Below are 18,704 nucleotides of genomic sequence, written 5' to 3'. Positions count from 1 at the left end.
GATTCCGCATGCCCCGGAGCGTTGAGTGCCCGCCAACACCATCGAGACCGTCGTCAATCTGTGCAAGCGTCGTGGCTTCGTCTTCCCCTCCGGGGAGATCTACGGCGGTACCCGGTCGGCGTGGGACTACGGACCACTCGGTGTGGAGCTCAAGGAGAACATCAAGCGCCAGTGGTGGAAGACCATGGTGCAGAACCGGGACGACGTCGTCGGCCTGGACTCCTCGGTGATCCTGCCGCGCCAGGTGTGGGTGGCCTCGGGTCACGTCAACGCCTTCCACGACCCCCTCGTCGAATGTCTGTCGTGCCACCGCCGGTTCCGGTCGGACCAGCTGGCCGAGGAGTACGCCGAGCGCACGGGCACGCCGGTGAACGAGGACGACCTCTCCGAGGTGCCGTGCCCCAACTGCGGCAACCGCGGCCAGTACACCGAGCCGCGTGAGTTCAACATGATGCTCAAGACCTTCCTCGGCCCGGTGGAGTCGGAGGAGGGCCTGCACTACCTGCGCCCGGAGACCGCGCAGGGCATCTTCGTGAACTTCCTGAACGTGCAGACCACCTCGCGGAAGAAGCCGCCGTTCGGCATCGGCCAGATCGGCAAGTCGTTCCGCAACGAGATCACACCGGGCAACTTCATCTTCCGCACGCGCGAGTTCGAGCAGATGGAGATGGAGTTCTTCGTCGAGCCCGGCGAGGACGAGAAGTGGCACCAGTACTGGATCGACCTGCGCATGGACTGGTACGCCGACCTCGGCATCGCGCGGGAGAACCTGCGGACCTACGAGCACCCCAAGGAAAAGCTCTCCCACTACGCCAAGCGCACGGTGGACATCGAGTACCGCTTCCAGTTCTCGGCCGGCCAGGAGTGGGGTGAGCTGGAGGGCATCGCCAACCGCACCGACTTCGACCTCACCACGCACTCCAACCACTCCGGCGTGGATCTGTCCTATTTCGACCAGGCGTCCGGACAGCGGTACCGACCGTTCGTCATCGAGCCCGCGGCGGGTGTGGGCAGGCCGATGATGGCGTTCCTGCTCGACGCCTACACCGAGGACGAGGTGCCCAACGCCAAGGGCGGTGTGGACAAGCGGACCGTGCTCAAGCTCGACCCGAGGCTCGCGCCGTTCAAGGTCGCGGTGCTGCCGCTGTCGCGCAACGCCGACCTCACGCCGAAGGCCCGCGACATCGCCGCGATGCTGCGCAAGCACTGGAACGTCGACTTCGACGACGCCCAGTCGATCGGCAAGCGCTACCGCCGCCAGGAGGAGATCGGCACGCCGTTCTGCGTGACGGTCGACTTCGACTCGCTGGAGGACCAGGCCGTCACGGTCCGCGAGCGGGACTCGATGGCGCAGGAGCGCATCGCGATCGACAAGCTGGAGTCCTACCTGGCCGCGCGGCTCCTCGGCTGCTGAGGCACCCATGACCTCCCACGCTCCCGCGGTGAGCTGGATCCGGAGGGCGGTCTTCGGGGTCGTGCTCGTCGCGCTGCTCGTGCTCGGCGGTACCGCGTTCCGGGTCTGGTACGTGGCCCGTGCCGACGAGCGGCCGCGCGTCGATGCGATCGTCGTCCTCGGTGCGGCGCAGTACAACGGCGTGCCGTCGAAGATCTTCGAGGCCAGGTTGTCCCACGCCAAGGACCTGTACGACGAGGGCGTCGCCGGGCACATCGTCACTTCCGGCGGCAACCGCGAGGGCGACGCCTACACCGAGGCTGAGGCCGGGGCGAACTGGCTCGTGGAGAACGGCGTGCCGAGCGCGAGCACGATCGCGGTGGGGGAGGGCAGCGACACGCTGCGCTCGCTGCGGGCCGTGGCCGGCGCGATCCACGCGAGGGGCTGGAGCACCGCGGTGATCGTGAGCGACCCGTGGCACTCCCTGCGTGCGGGCACGATGGCCGAGGACGTGGGGCTGGAGGCGTTCACGTCGCCGACCCACACCGGGCCGATCGTGCAGACCCGCGAGACGCAGGCGCGCTACATCTTCCGCGAGACCGGGGCGCTGCTGTACTACCGGCTGTCGAAGAACCCGGCCGACAACATCGGCGGCACCGGCCTGCGGTAGCGCATACAGTGGCGTTCGATGAACGCCGTCTACAGCGAGCACGACCGCGAGCGCAGGCACGCCGAGCCCCCGAAACGGGCCGCGCTGCCCGGCGCCCGTGGCGACGGGCGCAGCCCGTTCGCGCGCGACCGGGCCAGGGTGCTGCACTCGGCCGCACTGCGCAGGCTCGCCGGGAAGACGCAGGTCGTCGGGCCGGGCGAGGGTGCCGAGGTGAGCGGTGTCCCGCGCACGCGGCTGACCCACTCGCTGGAGGTCGCCCAGATCGGCAGGGGCATCGCCGCCGAACTGGGCGCGGACCCCGACCTCGTCGACACCGCGGGCCTCGCCCACGACATCGGGCACCCGCCGTTCGGCCACAACGGCGAGCAGGCGCTCGACGAGGCGGCGCGGGCGTGCGGGGGCTTCGAGGGCAACGCGCAGACGCTGCGCATCCTCACCCGGCTCGAACCGAAGGTGCTCGGCGACGGCGACGAGACCGCGGGCCTCAACCTCACGCGCGCGTGCCTCGACGCGGCCACGAAGTACCCGTGGCCGCGCGAGGAGGGCACGGCGAAGTTCGGGGTGTACGACGACGACCTCGACGTCTTCCGCTGGATGCGCGACGGCACGCCTGGCCGGAGCACGTGCCTCGAGGCGCAGATCATGGACTGGGCCGACGACGTGGCGTACTCGGTGCACGACGTCGAGGACGGGGTGCTCGCGGGCCGTATCTCACTGAGCGTGCTCGCCGACGCCGAGGAGCGCACCGCCGTCGCGGAGCTCGCGGCGCGGCACTTCACGAGCAGCCCGGTGTCCACTGTGGAACGTGCTGCGAAGGAGCTGCTGAACCTGCCGGTGGTGGCCGCTCTCGCGACCAACGGCTACGACTCGTCGCTGTCGGCGCAGGTCGCGCTCAAACGGCTCACCAGCGAGCTGGTGGGCCGTTTCGCCTCGGCCGCCGTCACCGGAACCCGCGATGCTCACGGCGACGGACCGCTGCGCCGTTACGAGGCGCGGCTGGCCGTGCCCGAGCAGGTCGGCGCCGAGGTGGCCCTGCTGAAGGCGCTCGCGTTGCGCTACGTGATGAGCGACCGGCGCAGGCTGGCCATGCAGGAGGGCCAGCGGCAGCTGCTCGCGGAGCTGGTCGACGTGGTGGCCAGGCGTGCGCCCGAGTCGCTCGACCCGATCTTCCTGCCCGCGTGGGAGGCGGCCGGGGACGACGCGGCGAAGCTGCGCGTGGTGATCGACCAGCTCGCCTCGCTCACCGACGCACAGGCCCATGCCTGGCACGCGTGGCACACGGGGCGGCACAGTTAGCGCACAGTAAACGCGGTAACGTCGGGGAATGTCCGTCTCCGGCAGGGAACGCGCACATCTCCGCTTCGCGCTCGCGGTGCACCGCGCCGCGGCCGGAGCCGGTGACGCCTGCTTCTCGCCGTACTCCGCGGCGAGTGCGCTCGGCCTGGTGACCAGCGCCGCCCGCGGACCCGCCGCCGAGGAGACCGCCGCGCTGCTCGCCGGGTCGGCCGAGGGCGCCGAGGAGCACGCCCGGATGCTGCGCGAGGCCGCGGAGCTGACACCTCGGGCGGGCCAGGAGGAGCCCGTGCTGGAGGTGGCCAACACGCTGTGGGCGTGGGACGGGCTGCCGCTCAGGCGTGACTTCCTCACCGAGCTGGCCACCTGGCCGTCGGGCGGGGTCGCGGGCGCGCCGTTCGTCGAGGACCCCGAGGCCGCCCGCGCCGCGATCAACGGCGACGTCGCGAAGGCGACTCGCGAGCTGATCCCCGAGCTGCTGCCGCCGGGCACGGTCGGGGAGGACACCGTCGCGACGCTGGTCAACGCCCTGTACCTGCGCGTGGCCTGGACCTACCCCTTCCGGGAGGCGGAGACCGCCGACGCGGACTTCCACGCGCCCTCCGGCACCCGCCGGGTGCCGACGATGCGGCAGTCCGAGCGCCTCGGCTACGCCGAGCACGCGGGCTGGCGCCTGGTGTCGCTGCCCGCGGTCGGCGGCGTGGAGGCCGTGGTGCTGCTGCCCGACGGCGACCTCGCCGAGCGGGAGTCCACGATGGACGAGAACCTGCTCGCCGAGCTACTGGCCGCCCGGCGCGGGGGCATGGTGAACCTGTCGCTGCCGCGGGTGTCGCTGGACGTGCGCACCAGGCTCAAGCCGGCGCTGCACTCGCTCGGCGTGCACACGATGTTCACGCCGGAGGCCGACTTCAGCGGGCTCACCGACGATCCGAGGCTGCTCGTGTCCGACGTGCTGCACCAGGCCGTGCTGCGCCTCGACGAGGGCGGGCTGGAGGGCGCCGCCGCCACCGCGGTGACGATGCGGATGGTCTCCATGCCGGTCGGCGAGCCCGTGACGGTCACCGTCGACCGTCCGTTCCTGCTCCTCGTCCGGCACAGCGGCACCGGGGCCGTCTACTTCCTGGCCCGGGTCGTCGAGCCGTGACGGCGGCCGCCGACATGCGGTCGCCGGCCGCCGAGGTCCCGCGCGTCCGGTGGCCGCACCGGGGCCGGGTCGCCGACCTCGCGGTGCTGGCGGCCTACGTGCTCGCCGCCTTCCTCATCTACCGTCCACTGTGGATGAACCTGGGCAGCGGGTACCTCAGCAGCAGCGTGCAGGACCAGAACATGTGGGAGTGGTTCTTCGCGGTCACGGCCCGCTCCGTGCTGCACCTGGAGAACCCGCTCTTCTCGGACTTTCAGAACTATCCGCTGGGCGTGAACCTCATGGCCAACACGGCCATGCTCGGCGTCGGTATCCCGCTCACGCCCGTGACCGTGCTGTTCGGGCCCACCACCACGTGGGTGCTGACCCTCACCGGCGGCCTCGCCGCGACGGCAGGCGCCTGGTACTGGGTGCTCTCCCGGCACGTCGTCGACACCCGTGCCGGTGCGGCGATCGGCGCGGCGTTCTGCGCGTTCGCCCCGTCGATCATCTCCCACGCCAACGCGCACCCGAACTTCGTCGCGCTGTTCCTGCTGCCGTTCATCGTGCTGCGGCTGCTCAAGCTCGCGCGCGGCCAGCGGCCCGTACGCAATGGCGTGCTGCTCGGGCTCCTCGTGACCTACCAGGTGTTCCTCGGCGAGGAGCCGCTGCTGATCGCGGCCACCACGATGGCGGTGTTCGCGATCGTCTACGCGCTGTCGCGGCCCGAGGAGGCTCTCGCGATGGCGAGGCCGCTGGGCACCGGGATCCTCGTCGGCGCGGGAGTGACGTTCGCGCTCGTGGCGTTCCCGCTGTGGTGGCAGTTCGCGGGCCCGCAGAGCTACGGCAGCATCGAGCACGGTCTGCTCGGCAACGACGCGGCGGCGTTCACGGCGTTCTCCACCGAGTCGGTGGTCGGCGACCCGGAGGTCGCCAAGGAGTTCTCGCTCAACCGCACCGAGGAGAACGCCTTCTTCGGCTGGCCGCTGGTGCTGCTGCTCACCGCGGTGACCATCGCGCTGTGGCGGGTGGCGGCGGCCAGGGCGCTGGCGGTCGCGATGTTCGCGCTCGCGTGGATCTCGATGGGCGTGCTGCTCGTCGTGAACGGCGAGGCCACGTCGATCCCCGGTCCCTGGATGCTGATGTTCGACCTGCCGCTGTACGAGTCGGTGCTGGAGTCCCGGTTCGCGCTGGGCGCCGTGGTGCCCGCGGGGATCCTGCTGGCGCTGGCCACCGAGCGGGTGCTGCGGCTCGACCTGGCACGCGACTGGGGCTACGCCGCGCGCATCGGCTGGTTCGGCGCCCTCGCGTTCGCGCTCGTGCCGATCGCCCCCACCGAGCTGCGCGTGCACGAGCGCGACCCGGTGCCGCAGTTCTTCGCCGACGACACCTGGCGCCAGTACGTGGAACCCGGCGGGTCGGTGGTCGTGGTGCCACTGCCCGACACCGGCGACGCCGAGGCCCTGCACTGGCAGGTGGAGGCCGGGTTCGGCTTCCCGCTCGCCGAGGGCTACTTCGTCGGCCCGTCGACCGACGGCCGCGGCACCTACGGCGCCGTGCGGCGCCCGGTGTCGGAGCTGCTCGAACAGGTCGCCGACACGGGCGTGGCGCCGGCCATCTCCCCGGCGGGCAGGCGGCAGGCGGCGGCGGATCTGCGGTACTGGAAGGCCGACGTCGTGGTGCTGCCCATGAGGGCCGACCAGGCCGACGCCCTGCGCACCACGGTCGACCGGCTGCTGGACCAGAACGCCCGGCCGGTCGGCGGCATGTGGGTGTGGGACGTCCGTGCTGTCACACCCGGCTGAGCTGTCTCGTCCAGCTGGTGACCCCGTCAGTCACCACAGGAGGAGACCGATGCCCCGCATTTCCGGAGTGCCCACCAGGGACGCAGGCCTGCTCGTCCGCCTGAGCTACCGGTTCGCCCGCAAGCGCTACGGTGCCGTGCCCGAGCCGATGACCGTCTGCGCCCACCATCGCCCGCTGCTGTGGACGTACGCGACACACGAGATGCTGGCGGAGAAGGCGTCGCGGTCACTTCCCGTCACCGTGCGTGAGCTGGCCGTCTACCGCACGGCCGTGCGGCTCGGCTGCTCGTGGTGCGTCGACTTCGGCACGATGCTGCAGAAGCACGAGGGCCTCGACATCGACCGCCTCAAGGACATCGACAACTACGCGACGTCACCGAGGTTCACCCACCAGGAGCGGCTCGCGCTCGCCTACGCCGACGCGATGACCGACAGCCCGGTGAGCGTCACCGACGAGCAGGTCGCGGAGCTGGAGCGCGAGTTCGGCCGCAAGGGCGTCGTCGAGCTCACCTACCAGATCGGGCTCGAGAACATGCGGGCCAGGATCAACAGCGCCCTCGACATCACCGACCAGGGCTTCACCTCCGGCGACGCCTGCCGGGTCCCGGTGCCCGCCGATCAGCCCTCCTGACCGGACTCACCCCGCCACGATGTAGCCGGATCCGGGCCGCTTGCCGGATGACGGCCGGTGCCGGCCGGGGGCGTATCCGGTGCTCCGTACCGGGGCCCCGGCGCGGGCTGTCGCGCGCCGGGGCCCCTCGTGTCACTGCGGTCAGGCGCGACGGTTGCGTTCCAGAAACCGGTGTCACGATTCGGACTCGCCGCAATTCGTACCGTAACAGGGCATGCGCAGCGGGCGACTGCACGGTGGACAGGTCTCAGCGAGGAGGCAGGTCATGTGCTGCGCGGATCCCCACACTGCTGGGCAACGGTCTCGTTGGCCTGCCCCGTGGCGCTCGGCCGAATGCCGGCGAGCGGCACCGATGGGGAATCGTGCCGGCTGCGGCTGCCCGCGTCGTGATCCGCGCGGAAAAGCCTCCTTGAGGTCAGTTGACGTTTTCGTAATGGCAGATCGTCGGGGTCGAAAACCGCTGAGGAACCGTGATGTTCATTCCGAGGGGCAGGATACACGCAATCACCAATAATTCGATCATCTATCTGGCAAAATCTGGGAACGATGTGGAGTCGGTGCTCATCAAGGAATTTCGCGATTCGATCGGGAGGCCGCTGCGCGCGGACGAGCGAAGGCGTTTCGAGCGCGAAATAGCTATTCAACGTGGACTGACGAGTCCTTACGTACTGCCCGTCTACGGGATCGACTTCGGAGCGGATCCGCCGTACTACCTCATGCCCATGGCCGACTACTCTCTCGGTGCCTATGTCTGTTCCGGTGCGGCGGACACGCTCGACAAGGCGGCCGCCATTTTCGCCGAGCTCGTCCGAGGGGTCGCGTTCCTCCATTCTCGGGGTTTGGTACACGGAGATCTCAAACCCGCGAACGCGCTTCGGTACCGAGGCAGGTGGGCGTTATCGGATGTCGGGCTGTGGCGGGCGATCTCGCCTCAGTGTGCGGCTGGGGAGCCCGGTGCGATGGATTATGGGTACTCCGCGCCCGAGCGGCGTGAGAAGCCGAACGCAGTAAGCGAGGCGTCGGACATCTACAGTCTGGGCACGATTCTCTTCACGATCCTGACCAAAGAAGTACCTCTGCCGGTTGTCGAGCTGGACAGAGTGCCGTGGCCATTCCGGCGGATCGTCGAGAAGAGCACGCAGGGACAGCCGTCCCGGCGTTATCGCGACGCCGGCGAGTTGCTGGCCGAGGTCACGCTCGTGCACGCCGGTCGTGCGGCGCGGCCGCAACCAGGGGCTTCGGCCGCCGTGGACGTCGTCCAGCGCGCCCAGACCGAACTCCTCGCCGGTGAATTGTCGGCGGCGGCCACGATCGCCACAACGCTTCGGCGTTACTCCGCTGATCTCGAGCTCTATCTGACCACGCTTCCCCGGCTGGTCGGGCCGACGCTTCGGGCGCTGGCGCTCACACACGGGCCCGACCTCAACGAGATCGTCCGTGCCTACTTCCGGTGGGTCGACCAGGTACCGATCTCGCCGGAGTACGCCGATTCCGTCGCGGTGCTGGCGCGGCGCGTGTTCGTATGTTCTCCCGACCTCGAGCTGCGGGAGGTGTGCCTGCAAGAACTGCTCGAACTCGCCCATCGGTACAACCGCGTCGCGGTCACGGACATCTTCATCGAACTGGCTCAGCGGTGCATGGTGAAGGGTACGCCGATCATGATTCCCGCGACGAGACAGCAGATCGACATGGTCTCCGACAGAATCCGCGAGGGGAGCTTTTCGCCCACGATCAAGCGGCTCGTGACCTAGCTCACGAGCCGCTCACCGGCCCACGGCGCGGGCGATCTTGTCCGGGTTGGCCTGGTCGTAGATCGTGACGACCTTGCCGTCGCGGATCGAGAAGGTCTGCACGTGCGCGTCGAGGTCGCGATAGCCCTCGCCCGGCGCGGGCGGGACGTACACCCCGAGGTCGCCGTTGACCAGCACCGGGCGCGCCGTGTCGAACGCGCCGGGCTTGTACGTGCGCAGGAGGCCCTCGAAGAAGCGCATGATCTTCTCGGCGCCGACCATGATCCGGCGGGTGGTCCTGGCCTTGCCGTTGGAGTCCCCGATGAGCACCACGTCGGGGTGCAGTATCTCGGCCACGGCGTGCACGTCGCCGCTCAGCACGGCGGTCAGGAAGCGTTCGAGGATCTCCCGCTGCTCGTCGAGGCTCTCGCGGGACGGCGGGTCGGCGTCGGCCAGCGCCCGCCGTCCGCGCGAGGCGTACTGCCGGGCCGTGTCGGACGAGACTCCGAGGATGTCCGCGATCTCGGAGAACGGCACCGAGAAGGCGTCGTGCAGCACGAACGCGACGCGCTGCTCGGGCCTGAGCTTGTCGAGCACCACCATCGCGGCCATGCGCACGCCGTCGTCGCGCACCACGGCATCCAGCGGGTCCTCGCTGGGCGGGGCACCCAGCGGGGTGACGATCGGCTCGGGCAGCCACTCGCCGACGTACTGCTCCCTGCGCGCGGTGGCCGAGCGCAGCCGGTCGAGGCAGATGCGCCCCACGACCGTCGTGAGCCACGCGCGCAGCTCGTGGATCTCGTCCCGTTTCTCCTGCGGCAGCGCGCTGAGCCGCAGCCACGCCTCCTGCACGGCGTCCTCGGAGTCGGCGAGCGAGCCGGTGAGCCGGTAGGCCACCGCGATCAGGTGGGAGCGGTGCGCGGAGAACTCCTCGGCGAGTGCGTTCCCGGTGGCGGTCATAGGCCGAGTATGGCCGAAGACCTCCGTGCCGCGGAGGACACTAGAGTGGGTCCCGTGGCGGGAAGGATCCGGGAGAGCGACATCGCGCAGGTGCGCGAGCGCAGTCGGATCGACGACGTCGTCGGCGAGTACGTCGCGCTGCGCCGCGCGGGCGGCGGCGCGCTGAAGGGCCTCTGCCCCTTCCACGAGGAGAAGACGCCGTCGTTCAACGTGCGCCCCACGCACGGCACGTTCCACTGCTTCGGCTGTGGCGAGGGCGGCGACGTCATCAAGTTCATCATGCAGATCGAGCATCTCGGCTTCGTCGAGTCGGTCGAGCGGCTCGCCGACCGCATCGGCCTGCGGCTGACGTACGAGGGCGGCGGGGGCAGCGTCAAGCGCGACCGCGGGACGCGGCTGCGGCTGGTGGAGGTGCACAAGGCCGCGCAGGCGTACTACGCCGAGCAGCTGGCCACCCCCGAGGCGCAGGCGGCGAGGGAGTTCCTCACCGAGCGCGGATTCGACCAGGCCGCCGCGGCGAGGTTCGGCTGCGGGTTCGCGCCGGGCGGCTGGGACCGGCTCACCAAGCACCTGCTGAACAACGGTTTCGAGCTGGCCGAGCTCTACAAGGCGCAGATCTCGAAGGAGGGCAGGCAGGGCCCGATCGACCGGTTCCACCGCAGGCTCGTGTGGCCGATCAAGGACCGCGGCGGCGACATCGTCGGCTTCGGCGCGCGGCGTATCTTCGACGACGACCCGATCCAGGCCAAGTACCTCAACACCAGCGAGAGCCCGATCTACAAGAAGTCGCAGGTGCTGTTCGGGCTCGACCTCGCCAAGCGGGAGATCGCCAGGCGGCACCAGGTCGTGGTGGTCGAGGGCTACACCGACGTGATGGCCATGCACGAGGCGGGCGTGCCCACCGCCGTGGCGTCGTCGGGCACCGCGTTCGGCGAGGACCACATGCGGGTGCTGCGGCAGCTGATGATGGACGACGACGCCTTCCGCGGCGAGGTGATCTTCACCTTCGACGGCGACGAGGCGGGGCAGAAGGCGGCGCTGAAGGCGTTCGAGGGCGACCAGACCTTCGCCGGCCAGACCTACATCGCGGTGGCTCCCGATGGTATGGACCCGTGCGAGCTGCGGCTGGCCAAGGGCGACGCGGCCGTGCGCGACCTGGTGGCGCGCCGGATTCCCCTGTTCGAGTTCGCGATCCGCAGCCTGCTCGCCGAGTACGACCTCGACTCCGTGGACGGCCAGGTGTCGGCGCTGCAACGGACCGTTCCGCTGGTCGCGCAGATCAAGGACCGCGCCAAGCGGGACGGTTACGCCACGAAGCTCGCGTGGTGGGTCGGCTGGCAGGACGAGGCCATGGTCGTGCGCCGCGTGCGGGAGAGCAGCGGCGTGCCGGTGAAGCTCAATGGCCGCAGGCCGGCCGCCCGCAACGGCTCGGCGCCGGAGGCCGGCGCCAACGACGTGGAGCGGCCCGACCCCCGGGACCCCGTGCTGCGCGCCCAGCGTGAGGTGCTCAAGGCGGCGTTGCAGGAGCCGGCGCTGGCCGGGCCGGCCTACGACAGCCTGCCCGAGGACGCCTTCACCCACCCGGCGTACGTGGCCGTGCACCGCGCCGTGCTGGCCGCGGGCGGCACGGCGTCCGGGCTCACCGGTCCCGCGCTGATCGACGCCGCCGCGCAGCACGCTCCACAAGGGACGATCGGCTCCCTGCTCTCCGAGCTCGCGGTGGAGCCGATGCAGGCCAAGGGCGAGGCCGACATGCGGTACGTGTCGGTGATGCTGGCCGCCGTGCAGGAGAACCTCGTGGGCAGGCAGATCGGGGAGCTGAAGTCCAAGTTGCAGCGGCTCTCGCCGGTGGACGCCGCGGACGACTACCGCGCGTTGTTCGGTGACCTGGTGGCGCTCGAGCAGTACCGGAAGGCGCTGCGCGAGCAGGCCGTGGGCGGGCTCGACTGATGGGGCTGCTCAGCCGCCTGTTCGGCGAGCCGTTGCCGGAGGCGCTGCGGGAGGCGCTCGCCGAGGACGAGCACGTGCTCGCGGTCGCGCCCAGCGGTACGGGCGGGCACGTGGCCGTGACGGCGCTTGGGCTGTGGCTGCCGGAGGGCACCGGCGTGCGCCGTATCGGCTGGCACCTGATCAGCAAGGCCGTGTGGAAGGGCGACGCGCTGACGGTGACCGAGGCCACCGAGGCGCGCACCGCGGGCGGGGCCGTGCTGCTGGCCGACCGCGAGCCGGTGCGGCACGTGCTGCCGAAGCCGGGCAAGATCCCGCAGCTCGTGCGTCAGCGCGTGGAGGGTTCCATCCGCCAGCGTTACCGCAAGGAGCTCGACGGTGGTGGAGCCTGGTTCGTGGTGCGCAAGGTGCCCGGAACCGACACCTCCGTGCTCCAGGTGCGGCCCGATCGGGGTGCCGACACCGACGTACTGGCGAGCATGGCGGAGGAGGCCGCCGCGAAGCTCGCGGGTGGAGCGCCATAACAGTACGCTCGTACTGGGAGGCGATATGTGGGATCCGGCGAAGTACCTCGACTACGGCGACCTGCGCGCGCGGCCGTTCTTCGAGCTGGTGGCGCGCGTGGAGGCGGAGGCCCCGCGCAGGGTGGTCGACCTGGGCTGCGGCCCCGGCAACCTGACGGCGACGCTCGCGCGGCGCTGGCCCGCCGCGGTGGTGGAGGCGATCGACAGCTCGCCGGAGATGGTCGCCGCCGCGCGTGAGGCCGGCGTGGCGGCGCGCGAGGGCGACGTGACGGAGTGGACGCCTGCGCCCGACACGGACGTGGTCGTGACCAACGCCGTGCTGCACTGGGTGCCCGGGCACCGGGAACTGCTGCGGCGGTGGGTCGCGGAGCTGCCACCGGGCGCGTGGCTGGCGATGCAGGTCCCCGGCAACATGAACGCCCCGTCCCACACGCTCACCAGGCGGCTCGCGGCGAGCCCCGAGTGGGCCGAGCGGCTGGAGGGCGTGGTGCTGCGCGAGGACGACGCCGTGGACACCCCGAGGCAGTACGCGGACCTCTTCGCCGATCTCGGCTGTGCGGTCGACGCGTGGGAGACCACCTACAACCAGCGGCTGACCGGCGAGAACGCGGTACTGGAGTGGATCAGCGGGACCGCGCTGCGGCCGGTGAGGGCGGCGTTGCCGGATGCGGACTGGGAGGCGTTCCGGGCGCAGCTGGCGACGTTGCTGGACGAGGCGTACCCGCCGCGCGCGGATGGCACGACGTGGTTCCCGTTCCGTCGCGTGTTCGCTGTCGCGCGCGTGCCCTAGCTGGGGGCGCCGGGCGGACCGGCGCCCCCACCGATCAGGCCTGGCTGGCGTTGGGCTCCGTCGTGTACTGCCCGTTCGTGCCCTGTGGGGTGTGCGACCGCTGGCCGAAGGGCAGCTTGTCGCCGACCTTCTCGCCGACCTTCGCCCTGGCGACGCCCGCGGCGCCCTGCACGGCGGGGTGGTCGGCGATCTTGCGGTAGGTCCGCACGATCTGTTCGTATCGCGCACGCCCGGCACGGGCGCCCAGGACGTACCCCACGGCTGCGCCAAGCAGGAACGTCTTCATCTCTCGATGCCTCCTCGTCGCTGTCGACCTGGTGGTTCATTGTCCCGCAGCCGGGCGCGGAACGCTCGTGGCGCGTGGTGCGGGGGTGGTGCGAGGCGGTGATCGGGCATGGGCTAGAGTGTTAACCCGTTGGCCGGAGCGATCCAGCCGACGACAGCGATCCCCTGTAGCTCAATTGGCAGAGCATTCGGCTGTTAACCGAAGGGTTGTTGGTTCGAGTCCAACCGGGGGAGCTTCACCCCAGGTCAGCGGCCTGGGGTTCTTTGTTTTGCGGGGCCAGGAACCGCCAACCCGCCAGAAACCCGCCATTTTCAGGCTCCGGCTTCCTGTGTGAACATGCCTTCCAGCGCGTCCGCCGAGGCCTTGTTGGCGACGCGCCGACGACGGTAGCGCTTGTCCGCCACGTTCTGCGTGTTGCCGAGCTGGTCCGCGATCGCGCTCAGCGGCAGGCCCGCCTCGTCGAGCACGGTCGCCACCGTCTTGCGGAACACGTGGGAGGTGACCCAGCCGTACCCGACGGCCGCGAACGCTTCCTGAATGCGGTGAATCACATTGCTCGGGTCCAGCCACTCGCCGTTCGCCGAGGGGAACAGTGGGCCGCCGCCCGAGGCGAGCTTGCGCCGCCGCAGCATCGGTACCGACCACTCCGGAACCTGCAACGTCAGGCCTGCCCGCTTGCCCTTGCGCTTGGCGACCCGCACGAGACCGACACCCTTCACTCGCACGATGTGGTGATCCACGTGCACGAGCCGCTGAGCGGGGTCCACGTCATCGCCAGCCAGCGCTAGCAGCTCACCGAGCCGCACGCCGGTTGCGAGCATGGTGCGCACGATGTCCGGCAGATCGAGCCACACGTGAATGAGCTTGGCCCCGTGGCCCGGACACCTGACCTGAGGTGACCGTCGGTCACCAGGGAGGATGTTGCGGTGCCTGCACCACACCCGCCTGAGTTTCGTCAGCGTGCCGTCGAGTTGGCTCGTCTGGGCGACAAACCGGTCGCCGCGCTGGCCAAGGACCTGGGCATCAGCGAGTCGTGTCTGCGGAACTGGATGGCCCAGGCGGACGCCGATGAGGACGGTGACTCGGCGCGGCTGACCAGTGCGGAGAAGAAGGAACTGGCCGAGCTGCGTAAAAAGAACCGGCAGCTCGAGCTGGAAAACGAGATCCTTAAACGAGCAGCGGCCTATTTCGCCCGGGAAAACATACTCCCAAAGTAATCTACCCGCTGGTCCGTGAGTTGGCCGACGACGGTATTGACGTCGCGGTGGCCTGCCGGGTGTTGAAGGTTTCCCGTTCCGGCTATTACGAGTGGTCCACCCGGCCGCCCTCGGCCCGTGACGAGGAGAACGAATTGTTACTCAAGCACATCCGCCAGATTCACGCCGAGTCCCGCGGCACCTACGGTTGGCCGCGGGTGCACGCCGAACTCACGCTCGGGCTGGGCCTGCCGGTCAACCACAAACGGGTCGCACGACTCATGCGACAGGCCGGCATCCAGGGCCTCTACCGGCGCCGCCGGCGTGGCTGCACCGTGCGCGACCCCGCCGCAGATCCAGCCACCGACCTGGTCAATCGCAACTTCGCCGTCGAGGAGCCCAACCGCCTGTGGATCACCGACATCACCGAGCACCCCACCGGCGACGGGAAGGTGTACTGCGCCGCGGTGATGGACTCCTATTCCCGCCTCATCATCGGCTGGTCGATCGCCGACCACATGCGCTCCGAACTGGTCACCGACGCCCTCGGCATGGCCATCCTGCGCCGAAACCCCGAAACCGGGACAACAATCCTACATTCCGACCACGGCGCGCAATACACCTCCTGGGCGTTCGGCCAGCGACTCCGGGCCGCCGGCCTGCTCGCCTCGATGGGCACCGTCGGAGACTGCTACGACAATTCCATGATGGAATCCTTCTGGGGCACCCTGCAACTCGAACTCCTCGACGCTAAACAGTGGAAAACCCGCGAGGAACTTGCCAACGCAATCTTCGAATGGATAGAATTCTGGTATAACCCGAAACGGAGACACTCCCGCATCGGAATGCACAGCCCCGTCACGTTTGAAGCCCTGCACACGGAGTCAGACCAACACCACTGACCCCACACCCGATGTGTCCGACGAACAGGGCCAAGCTCATGAACTCGAACGCCGAGCCTTCGTCCCCTGCTGTCGGTCTGCTTCTTCTGCGCCAGCGTCTCCAGCCTGGTGAGGAGATCCGACCGCTGTGCCAGGTCGAGCGCTGCGACCTCCTTTTGCTCTCCCCGAGCCAGCCGACCGATGGACCGCGCCGGGTTGACGGTCATCGCCCCATGACGCACAGCATAGGCCACAGACCCGTGAGCACGGCACGGACGCTCTTCGCGTTGTCATAGCTGGTCGCGTCGTGCACCTTCTTCACTAGCCGGTCGCAGGTCGATACGGTGACCTCACGTGCTTGCAGTTCGCGGAGGTGGGGGAGTACCCAGTTGCGCAGCTGCCCCCGGTACAGGCGCACCGTGTTGGGCGAGCGATCGCCCAATGCCTCTTCCCGCAACAACTCCTTGACCCACAGGTCGGCCACTTTCGCCATGCGCGTGTCGCCGGACAGCTCGTCGCTGCGTACCTCGGCGGACAGCTCGGCCATGGCCTCCTTCAACCGTGACTCGGCGGCTGCCTTGCTCGGGCCCGTTCGGCCGACCCGCTTCAACCGGCCATCAGCCATACGGAACCGGGCCGTGGCCTCCCACGTCTTCGTGGCGATCCGCTTCGTCCGGATCACCCCGTAGGTGCCGACCGGCGTTGGTGGTCGTGCCATCTTCGCTCCTGTCAAGCTGCGTGATCGTCCAGCGATTCGAACCAGGCGATCACGTCGTCTGGCTTGTATGGCACGTACTTGCCGACTCGTTTGCCCTCGGGGCCGTAGCCTTTGGTGCGCCAGTCGTACAGCGTCTTGACCGGCACGCCGAGGTAGGGACTGTGTCGTGAACGGTGTTTCTGGCCCGACACGCCGGGCTGAGGTCCGGCGGGATGGGCACTGTGAGTGATGGCATCTGACGCCGTGGGCGCAGAGAAGGAGATCAGGAAGTCGGAATCCGGGTTGTCGCCGGAGCAGGCCGCTGCGGCGGCGATGGTGGCCGAGGCGCGGCACCGTGGGCTGGAGCTGACCGGCCCGGACGGGCTGTTGAAACTCTTCACGAAGAACGTGCTGGAAACAGCGCTGAACGAGGAGATGACCGACCACCTCGGACACGAGAAGAACCGTGTCGATTCGGATCGGGAGTCCACAAATATTCGGAACGGAACGCGGAAGAAGACCGTGGTTTCGGATGCTGTCGGCGAGGTCGAGATCGACGTTCCACGTGACCGGGAATCCACATTCGAGCCAACGATCGTCAAGAAGCGCCAGCGTCGCCTGCGGGACGTGGACGAGGTCGTGCTGTCGCTGTACGCGAAGGGCATGACAACTGGGGAGATCTCGGCTCATTTCTCGGAAATCTACGGGGCCTCGGTGAGCAAAGAAACGATCTCCCGGATCACCGACAAGGTGATCGCCGAGATGCAGGACTGGGCCTCACGGCCCTTGGAGTCGGTGTACGCGGCGGTGTTCGTGGACGCCATCGTGGTCAAGGTTCGTGACGGCCAGGTCGCGAACCGGCCCTTCTACGCGGCCATCGGGGTCACCGTCGACGGCCGCAGGGACGTCCTGGGGCTGTGGGCCGGTACCGGCGGCGAGGGCGCGAAGTTCTGGATGAGCGTCCTGGTCGACCTGAAAAACCGCGGCGTCCGAGCAAGGCCACGAAGTTAAGCCGGGACGGGGCCTGTCAATGGGCTGTTTTCCATTCGTCGGCCAGGGTGTATTTGCCGTAGCCGACTTTGCGGAGCACGCCTTCGGTGGCCCATTGGTTCATCTGCGTCGCGATGTTCGGGACGTCCAGGTGCGCGGCGACTTCGATCGGGCGCCAGACACGGTCCGGCTGACGGGACATCAGGTGGAAGACGCGGTTGCGGTGCCCTGCGCCCATCGGCCTGGTCCCGCGGACAGCCTTGCGGCGATCTACGGGGTCGTCTGATCTGGTCGACGGTGGGCTGGTAGGAGCGGGCCGGACTATGAGGACCAGGCTCGTGATCGGGCGACTGCGGCGGGGACGACGCTCATCCGGTTTGACGGGATAGCGGGTGCGACCTGCCTTGACCGCTCGGGCGCTGGTGCGGCGACGTCGAGGAGGCAACAGACCGGCCAGGATCGCGGTGCCGACGACACCGATCAGTGCGTCGCGCGCGGCGTCTTGTGCCGGCGCGGCAAGGGTTAGCTGATCTCGCGCGGCCTCCAGAGCGATGGTGAAGCTGGCGCGGTCGGGATCGGAGCCTGGCCGGGACTCCACCGCGTCGACCATGGCCGTGCGTAGGAGCTGGTAGACGGTGAGCTGGGCCCACAGTTCTTGCTCGAGACCGATGGGATCGTGTGACCGCAGTACGGTTCCGCGCAGCAGGGTGTGCCGCAGGGCGTAGAAGGCGGACTCGACCTCCCACCGTTCGTGGTAGAGCCGCACCAGCGTCTCGGCGGGGTCACGACGGCAGTCCAGCAGCGTGGTGGCGATCCGGTAGTGCTCCACAACCCGTTCACCGCTGCTCGCAGTCATCGTGATCTCCGCGTCGATGACGCGGAGCTTCAAGCGGCCCAACCGGGTCAGGTAGGAACCATCGGGTAGTGCGGCAAGGATCGCCGGCCGGCGTCGGGCGGTCACACGGATAAGGAGCTGGGCGCCAGTCGCGGCGGTGTCGGCGAGGAAGTCGTCGGCGTCGAAGCCTCTGTCGGCTAGTACGAGCATGGTCGCGTCCAATAGCGGCAGCAACTGGCGTGCATACCCGGTTTCGTACTGGCTGATCGGTCCGAACGCGGCGCCGAGCACGCCGCGCGTCCCTGTCTCGCACAATGTCATCAGCCGAAGCATGGGATAGCCCGCCCAACCCAGCCGCGCCTGGATCCTCCCCAGCCAGGCGCGGTTGCGCTCGCAGTCGGGGACCTTCACCGCGCTGCAGCCATCGAAGGCGACGGTCCGCCAGCGCCGGTAGCACACCCCTGCCGTGGTCGGTTGCGCCAGAGGACCAGCCACGATCTCGAACAAGGCCTTGAACGGCGCGGGCCCGAGCCGCCGACGGAGGTCACGAAGAGCCTTCTCACTCGGGCAGAGGCGGACATAACTCCGCAGCCCGGCGGTCAGCTTGTCCCACACCCGCGAGTACCCCAACGACGGGAACAGCGTGAGCGCCAAGACGAAGTACACCCCGACCCGAGACGGCAGGCACCGCAGTCTCCGCTCCACGGTTCGGGTTTCGGCCAACACGGCGTCGACGAGCTCCACGGGGAGGTAACGAGTCAACTCGCCCAGATGCCCCGGCGCCATCCGGAATCGGGCATCCTCCCCGGTGAGCCGGGACGAAGAAAGGGCACACTGATCGCGCAACGGGACCTCTCGCAGCAGGATGATCTTGGTCGATCCCTGCCTTACCAGAAGCCTCGATCACCTCGCCGCGCAACACACCTGCGGAGCACTTGACAGGCCCCGCCCGA

17 protein-coding genes, 1 tRNA gene and 1 pseudogene are annotated in these 18,704 nt (G+C 69.2%); 13 read left to right on the top strand and 6 right to left on the bottom strand.

Features of this window, described 5'->3' with window-relative positions; all coding sequences use genetic code 11:
• The first annotated feature begins 25 nt into the window (after positions 1–25).
• The 7 genes from BA062_RS31015 to BA062_RS30985 all read left to right on the top strand — a co-directional run bounded on the left by BA062_RS31015 (position 26) and on the right by BA062_RS30985 (position 8,666).
• Positions 26–1,414: a glycine--tRNA ligase gene (locus BA062_RS31015; RefSeq protein WP_110342681.1), complete on the top strand. Its 1,389-nt coding sequence runs from the start codon at positions 26–28 to the stop codon at positions 1,412–1,414.
• Between the two features lie 7 nt (positions 1,415–1,421).
• Positions 1,422–2,063, top strand: a complete 642-nt coding sequence (locus BA062_RS31010) for a YdcF family protein (protein WP_110342680.1) — start codon at positions 1,422–1,424, stop codon at positions 2,061–2,063.
• Positions 2,064–2,081: 18 nt separating this feature from the next.
• On the top strand, positions 2,082–3,359 hold the full coding sequence (locus BA062_RS31005) for a deoxyguanosinetriphosphate triphosphohydrolase (protein ID WP_110342679.1): 1,278 nt from the start codon (positions 2,082–2,084) through the stop codon (positions 3,357–3,359).
• Positions 3,360–3,387: 28 nt separating this feature from the next.
• Positions 3,388–4,500 (top strand): serpin family protein, encoded by a 1,113-nt coding sequence (locus tag BA062_RS31000; protein WP_110342678.1) that lies wholly within the window; start codon positions 3,388–3,390, stop codon positions 4,498–4,500.
• Between the two features lie 14 nt (positions 4,501–4,514).
• The gene (locus BA062_RS30995) at positions 4,515–6,284 is read left to right on the top strand and encodes a glycosyl transferase (protein ID WP_110342890.1); all 1,770 of its coding nucleotides are present in this window, start codon (positions 4,515–4,517) and stop codon (positions 6,282–6,284) included.
• 49 nt (positions 6,285–6,333) lie between these two features.
• The gene (locus BA062_RS30990) at positions 6,334–6,915 is read left to right on the top strand and encodes a carboxymuconolactone decarboxylase family protein (protein WP_110342677.1); all 582 of its coding nucleotides are present in this window, start codon (positions 6,334–6,336) and stop codon (positions 6,913–6,915) included.
• A gap of 473 nt (positions 6,916–7,388) precedes the next feature.
• Positions 7,389–8,666, top strand: coding sequence for a serine/threonine protein kinase (locus BA062_RS30985; protein ID WP_110342676.1), 1,278 nt, complete (start codon positions 7,389–7,391; stop codon positions 8,664–8,666).
• Positions 8,667–8,678: 12 nt separating this feature from the next.
• On the opposite strand, the gene BA062_RS30980 is transcribed toward BA062_RS30985, so the two are convergent.
• On the bottom strand, positions 8,679–9,605 hold the full coding sequence (locus BA062_RS30980) for a sigma-70 family RNA polymerase sigma factor (RefSeq protein WP_110342675.1): 927 nt from the start codon (positions 9,603–9,605) through the stop codon (positions 8,679–8,681).
• A 9-nt stretch (positions 9,606–9,614) separates the two neighbouring features.
• Between BA062_RS30980 and dnaG the strand changes: the two genes are divergently transcribed.
• The 3 genes from dnaG to BA062_RS30965 are packed head-to-tail and all read left to right on the top strand — an operon-like array spanning position 9,615 to position 12,866.
• Entirely contained in the window at positions 9,615–11,555 is a 1,941-nt protein-coding gene (gene dnaG / locus BA062_RS30975) for a DNA primase (RefSeq protein WP_110342674.1), read from the top strand.
• Entirely contained in the window at positions 11,555–12,076 is a 522-nt protein-coding gene (locus tag BA062_RS30970; RefSeq protein WP_110342673.1) for a hypothetical protein, read from the top strand. The genes dnaG and BA062_RS30970 overlap by 1 nt, the downstream gene beginning before the upstream one ends.
• A 25-nt stretch (positions 12,077–12,101) precedes the next feature.
• Positions 12,102–12,866: a trans-aconitate 2-methyltransferase gene (locus BA062_RS30965; RefSeq protein WP_110342672.1), complete on the top strand. Its 765-nt coding sequence runs from the start codon at positions 12,102–12,104 to the stop codon at positions 12,864–12,866.
• 34 nt (positions 12,867–12,900) lie between these two features.
• Here the strand turns inward: BA062_RS30965 and BA062_RS30960 are convergent, their stop codons facing one another.
• Positions 12,901–13,152, bottom strand: coding sequence for a hypothetical protein (locus BA062_RS30960; protein ID WP_110342671.1), 252 nt, complete (start codon positions 13,150–13,152; stop codon positions 12,901–12,903).
• Between the two features lie 160 nt (positions 13,153–13,312).
• Here BA062_RS30960 and BA062_RS30955 point away from each other — a divergent pair.
• Positions 13,313–13,385 (top strand) — tRNA-Asn (locus BA062_RS30955).
• A 78-nt stretch (positions 13,386–13,463) separates the two neighbouring features.
• On the opposite strand, the gene BA062_RS30950 is transcribed toward BA062_RS30955, so the two are convergent.
• Positions 13,464–14,006, bottom strand: coding sequence for a site-specific integrase (locus BA062_RS30950; protein ID WP_110342670.1), 543 nt, complete (start codon positions 14,004–14,006; stop codon positions 13,464–13,466).
• Between the two features lie 72 nt (positions 14,007–14,078).
• On the opposite strand from BA062_RS30950, the gene BA062_RS30940 reads away from it, so the two are divergent.
• A protein-coding gene (locus BA062_RS30940) for an IS3 family transposase (RefSeq protein ID WP_370588921.1) occupies positions 14,079–15,250 on the top strand; the annotation gives its coding sequence in 2 pieces (ribosomal slippage) (positions 14,079–14,367 and positions 14,367–15,250; 1,173 coding nt in all).
• Between the two features lie 202 nt (positions 15,251–15,452).
• Here BA062_RS30940 and BA062_RS30935 read toward each other — a convergent pair.
• On the bottom strand, positions 15,453–15,947 hold the full coding sequence (locus BA062_RS30935; protein ID WP_146240105.1) for a hypothetical protein: 495 nt from the start codon (positions 15,945–15,947) through the stop codon (positions 15,453–15,455).
• Between the two features lie 11 nt (positions 15,948–15,958).
• Positions 15,959–16,138, bottom strand: a complete 180-nt coding sequence (locus BA062_RS30930; RefSeq protein ID WP_110342666.1) for a helix-turn-helix domain-containing protein — start codon at positions 16,136–16,138, stop codon at positions 15,959–15,961.
• A gap of 121 nt (positions 16,139–16,259) precedes the next feature.
• Here BA062_RS30930 and BA062_RS30925 point away from each other — a divergent pair.
• Positions 16,260–16,919 (top strand): annotated as a pseudogene (locus BA062_RS30925) (IS256 family transposase); the annotation flags it as partial.
• 34 nt (positions 16,920–16,953) lie between these two features.
• On the opposite strand, the gene BA062_RS30920 reads toward BA062_RS30925, so the two are convergent.
• A complete protein-coding gene (locus tag BA062_RS30920; RefSeq protein ID WP_425452904.1) occupies positions 16,954–18,612 on the bottom strand; it encodes an IS4 family transposase in 1,659 nt (552 codons plus the stop codon).
• Between the last annotated feature and the right edge of the window lie 92 nt (positions 18,613–18,704).

It is taken from the genome of Prauserella flavalba, assembly GCF_003202235.1.
GTDB lineage: Bacteria > Actinomycetota > Actinomycetes > Mycobacteriales > Pseudonocardiaceae > Prauserella_A > Prauserella_A flavalba.
This window is presented reverse-complemented; position numbering and strand designations above follow the sequence as displayed.

Excerpts from the sequence above, each read along its gene's own strand:
- BA062_RS30990 (WP_110342677.1), top strand. The coding sequence starts at position 6,334 with ATGCCCCGCATTTCCGGAGTGCCCACCAGGGACGCAGGCCTGCTCGTC.
- dnaG (WP_110342674.1), top strand. The coding sequence starts at position 9,615 with ATGGCCGAAGACCTCCGTGCCGCGGAGGACACTAGAGTGGGTCCCGTG.
- BA062_RS30935 (WP_146240105.1), bottom strand. The coding sequence starts at position 15,947 with ATGGCACGACCACCAACGCCGGTCGGCACCTACGGGGTGATCCGGACG.
- BA062_RS30995 (WP_110342890.1), top strand. The coding sequence starts at position 4,515 with ATGCGGTCGCCGGCCGCCGAGGTCCCGCGCGTCCGGTGGCCGCACCGG.
- BA062_RS31000 (WP_110342678.1), top strand. The coding sequence starts at position 3,388 with ATGTCCGTCTCCGGCAGGGAACGCGCACATCTCCGCTTCGCGCTCGCG.
- BA062_RS30960 (WP_110342671.1), bottom strand. The coding sequence starts at position 13,152 with ATGAAGACGTTCCTGCTTGGCGCAGCCGTGGGGTACGTCCTGGGCGCC.
- BA062_RS30980 (WP_110342675.1), bottom strand. The coding sequence starts at position 9,605 with ATGACCGCCACCGGGAACGCACTCGCCGAGGAGTTCTCCGCGCACCGC.
- BA062_RS31005 (WP_110342679.1), top strand. The coding sequence starts at position 2,082 with ATGAACGCCGTCTACAGCGAGCACGACCGCGAGCGCAGGCACGCCGAG.
- BA062_RS30970 (WP_110342673.1), top strand. The coding sequence starts at position 11,555 with ATGGGGCTGCTCAGCCGCCTGTTCGGCGAGCCGTTGCCGGAGGCGCTG.
- BA062_RS30965 (WP_110342672.1), top strand. The coding sequence starts at position 12,102 with ATGTGGGATCCGGCGAAGTACCTCGACTACGGCGACCTGCGCGCGCGG.
- BA062_RS31010 (WP_110342680.1), top strand. The coding sequence starts at position 1,422 with ATGACCTCCCACGCTCCCGCGGTGAGCTGGATCCGGAGGGCGGTCTTC.
- BA062_RS30985 (WP_110342676.1), top strand. The coding sequence starts at position 7,389 with ATGTTCATTCCGAGGGGCAGGATACACGCAATCACCAATAATTCGATC.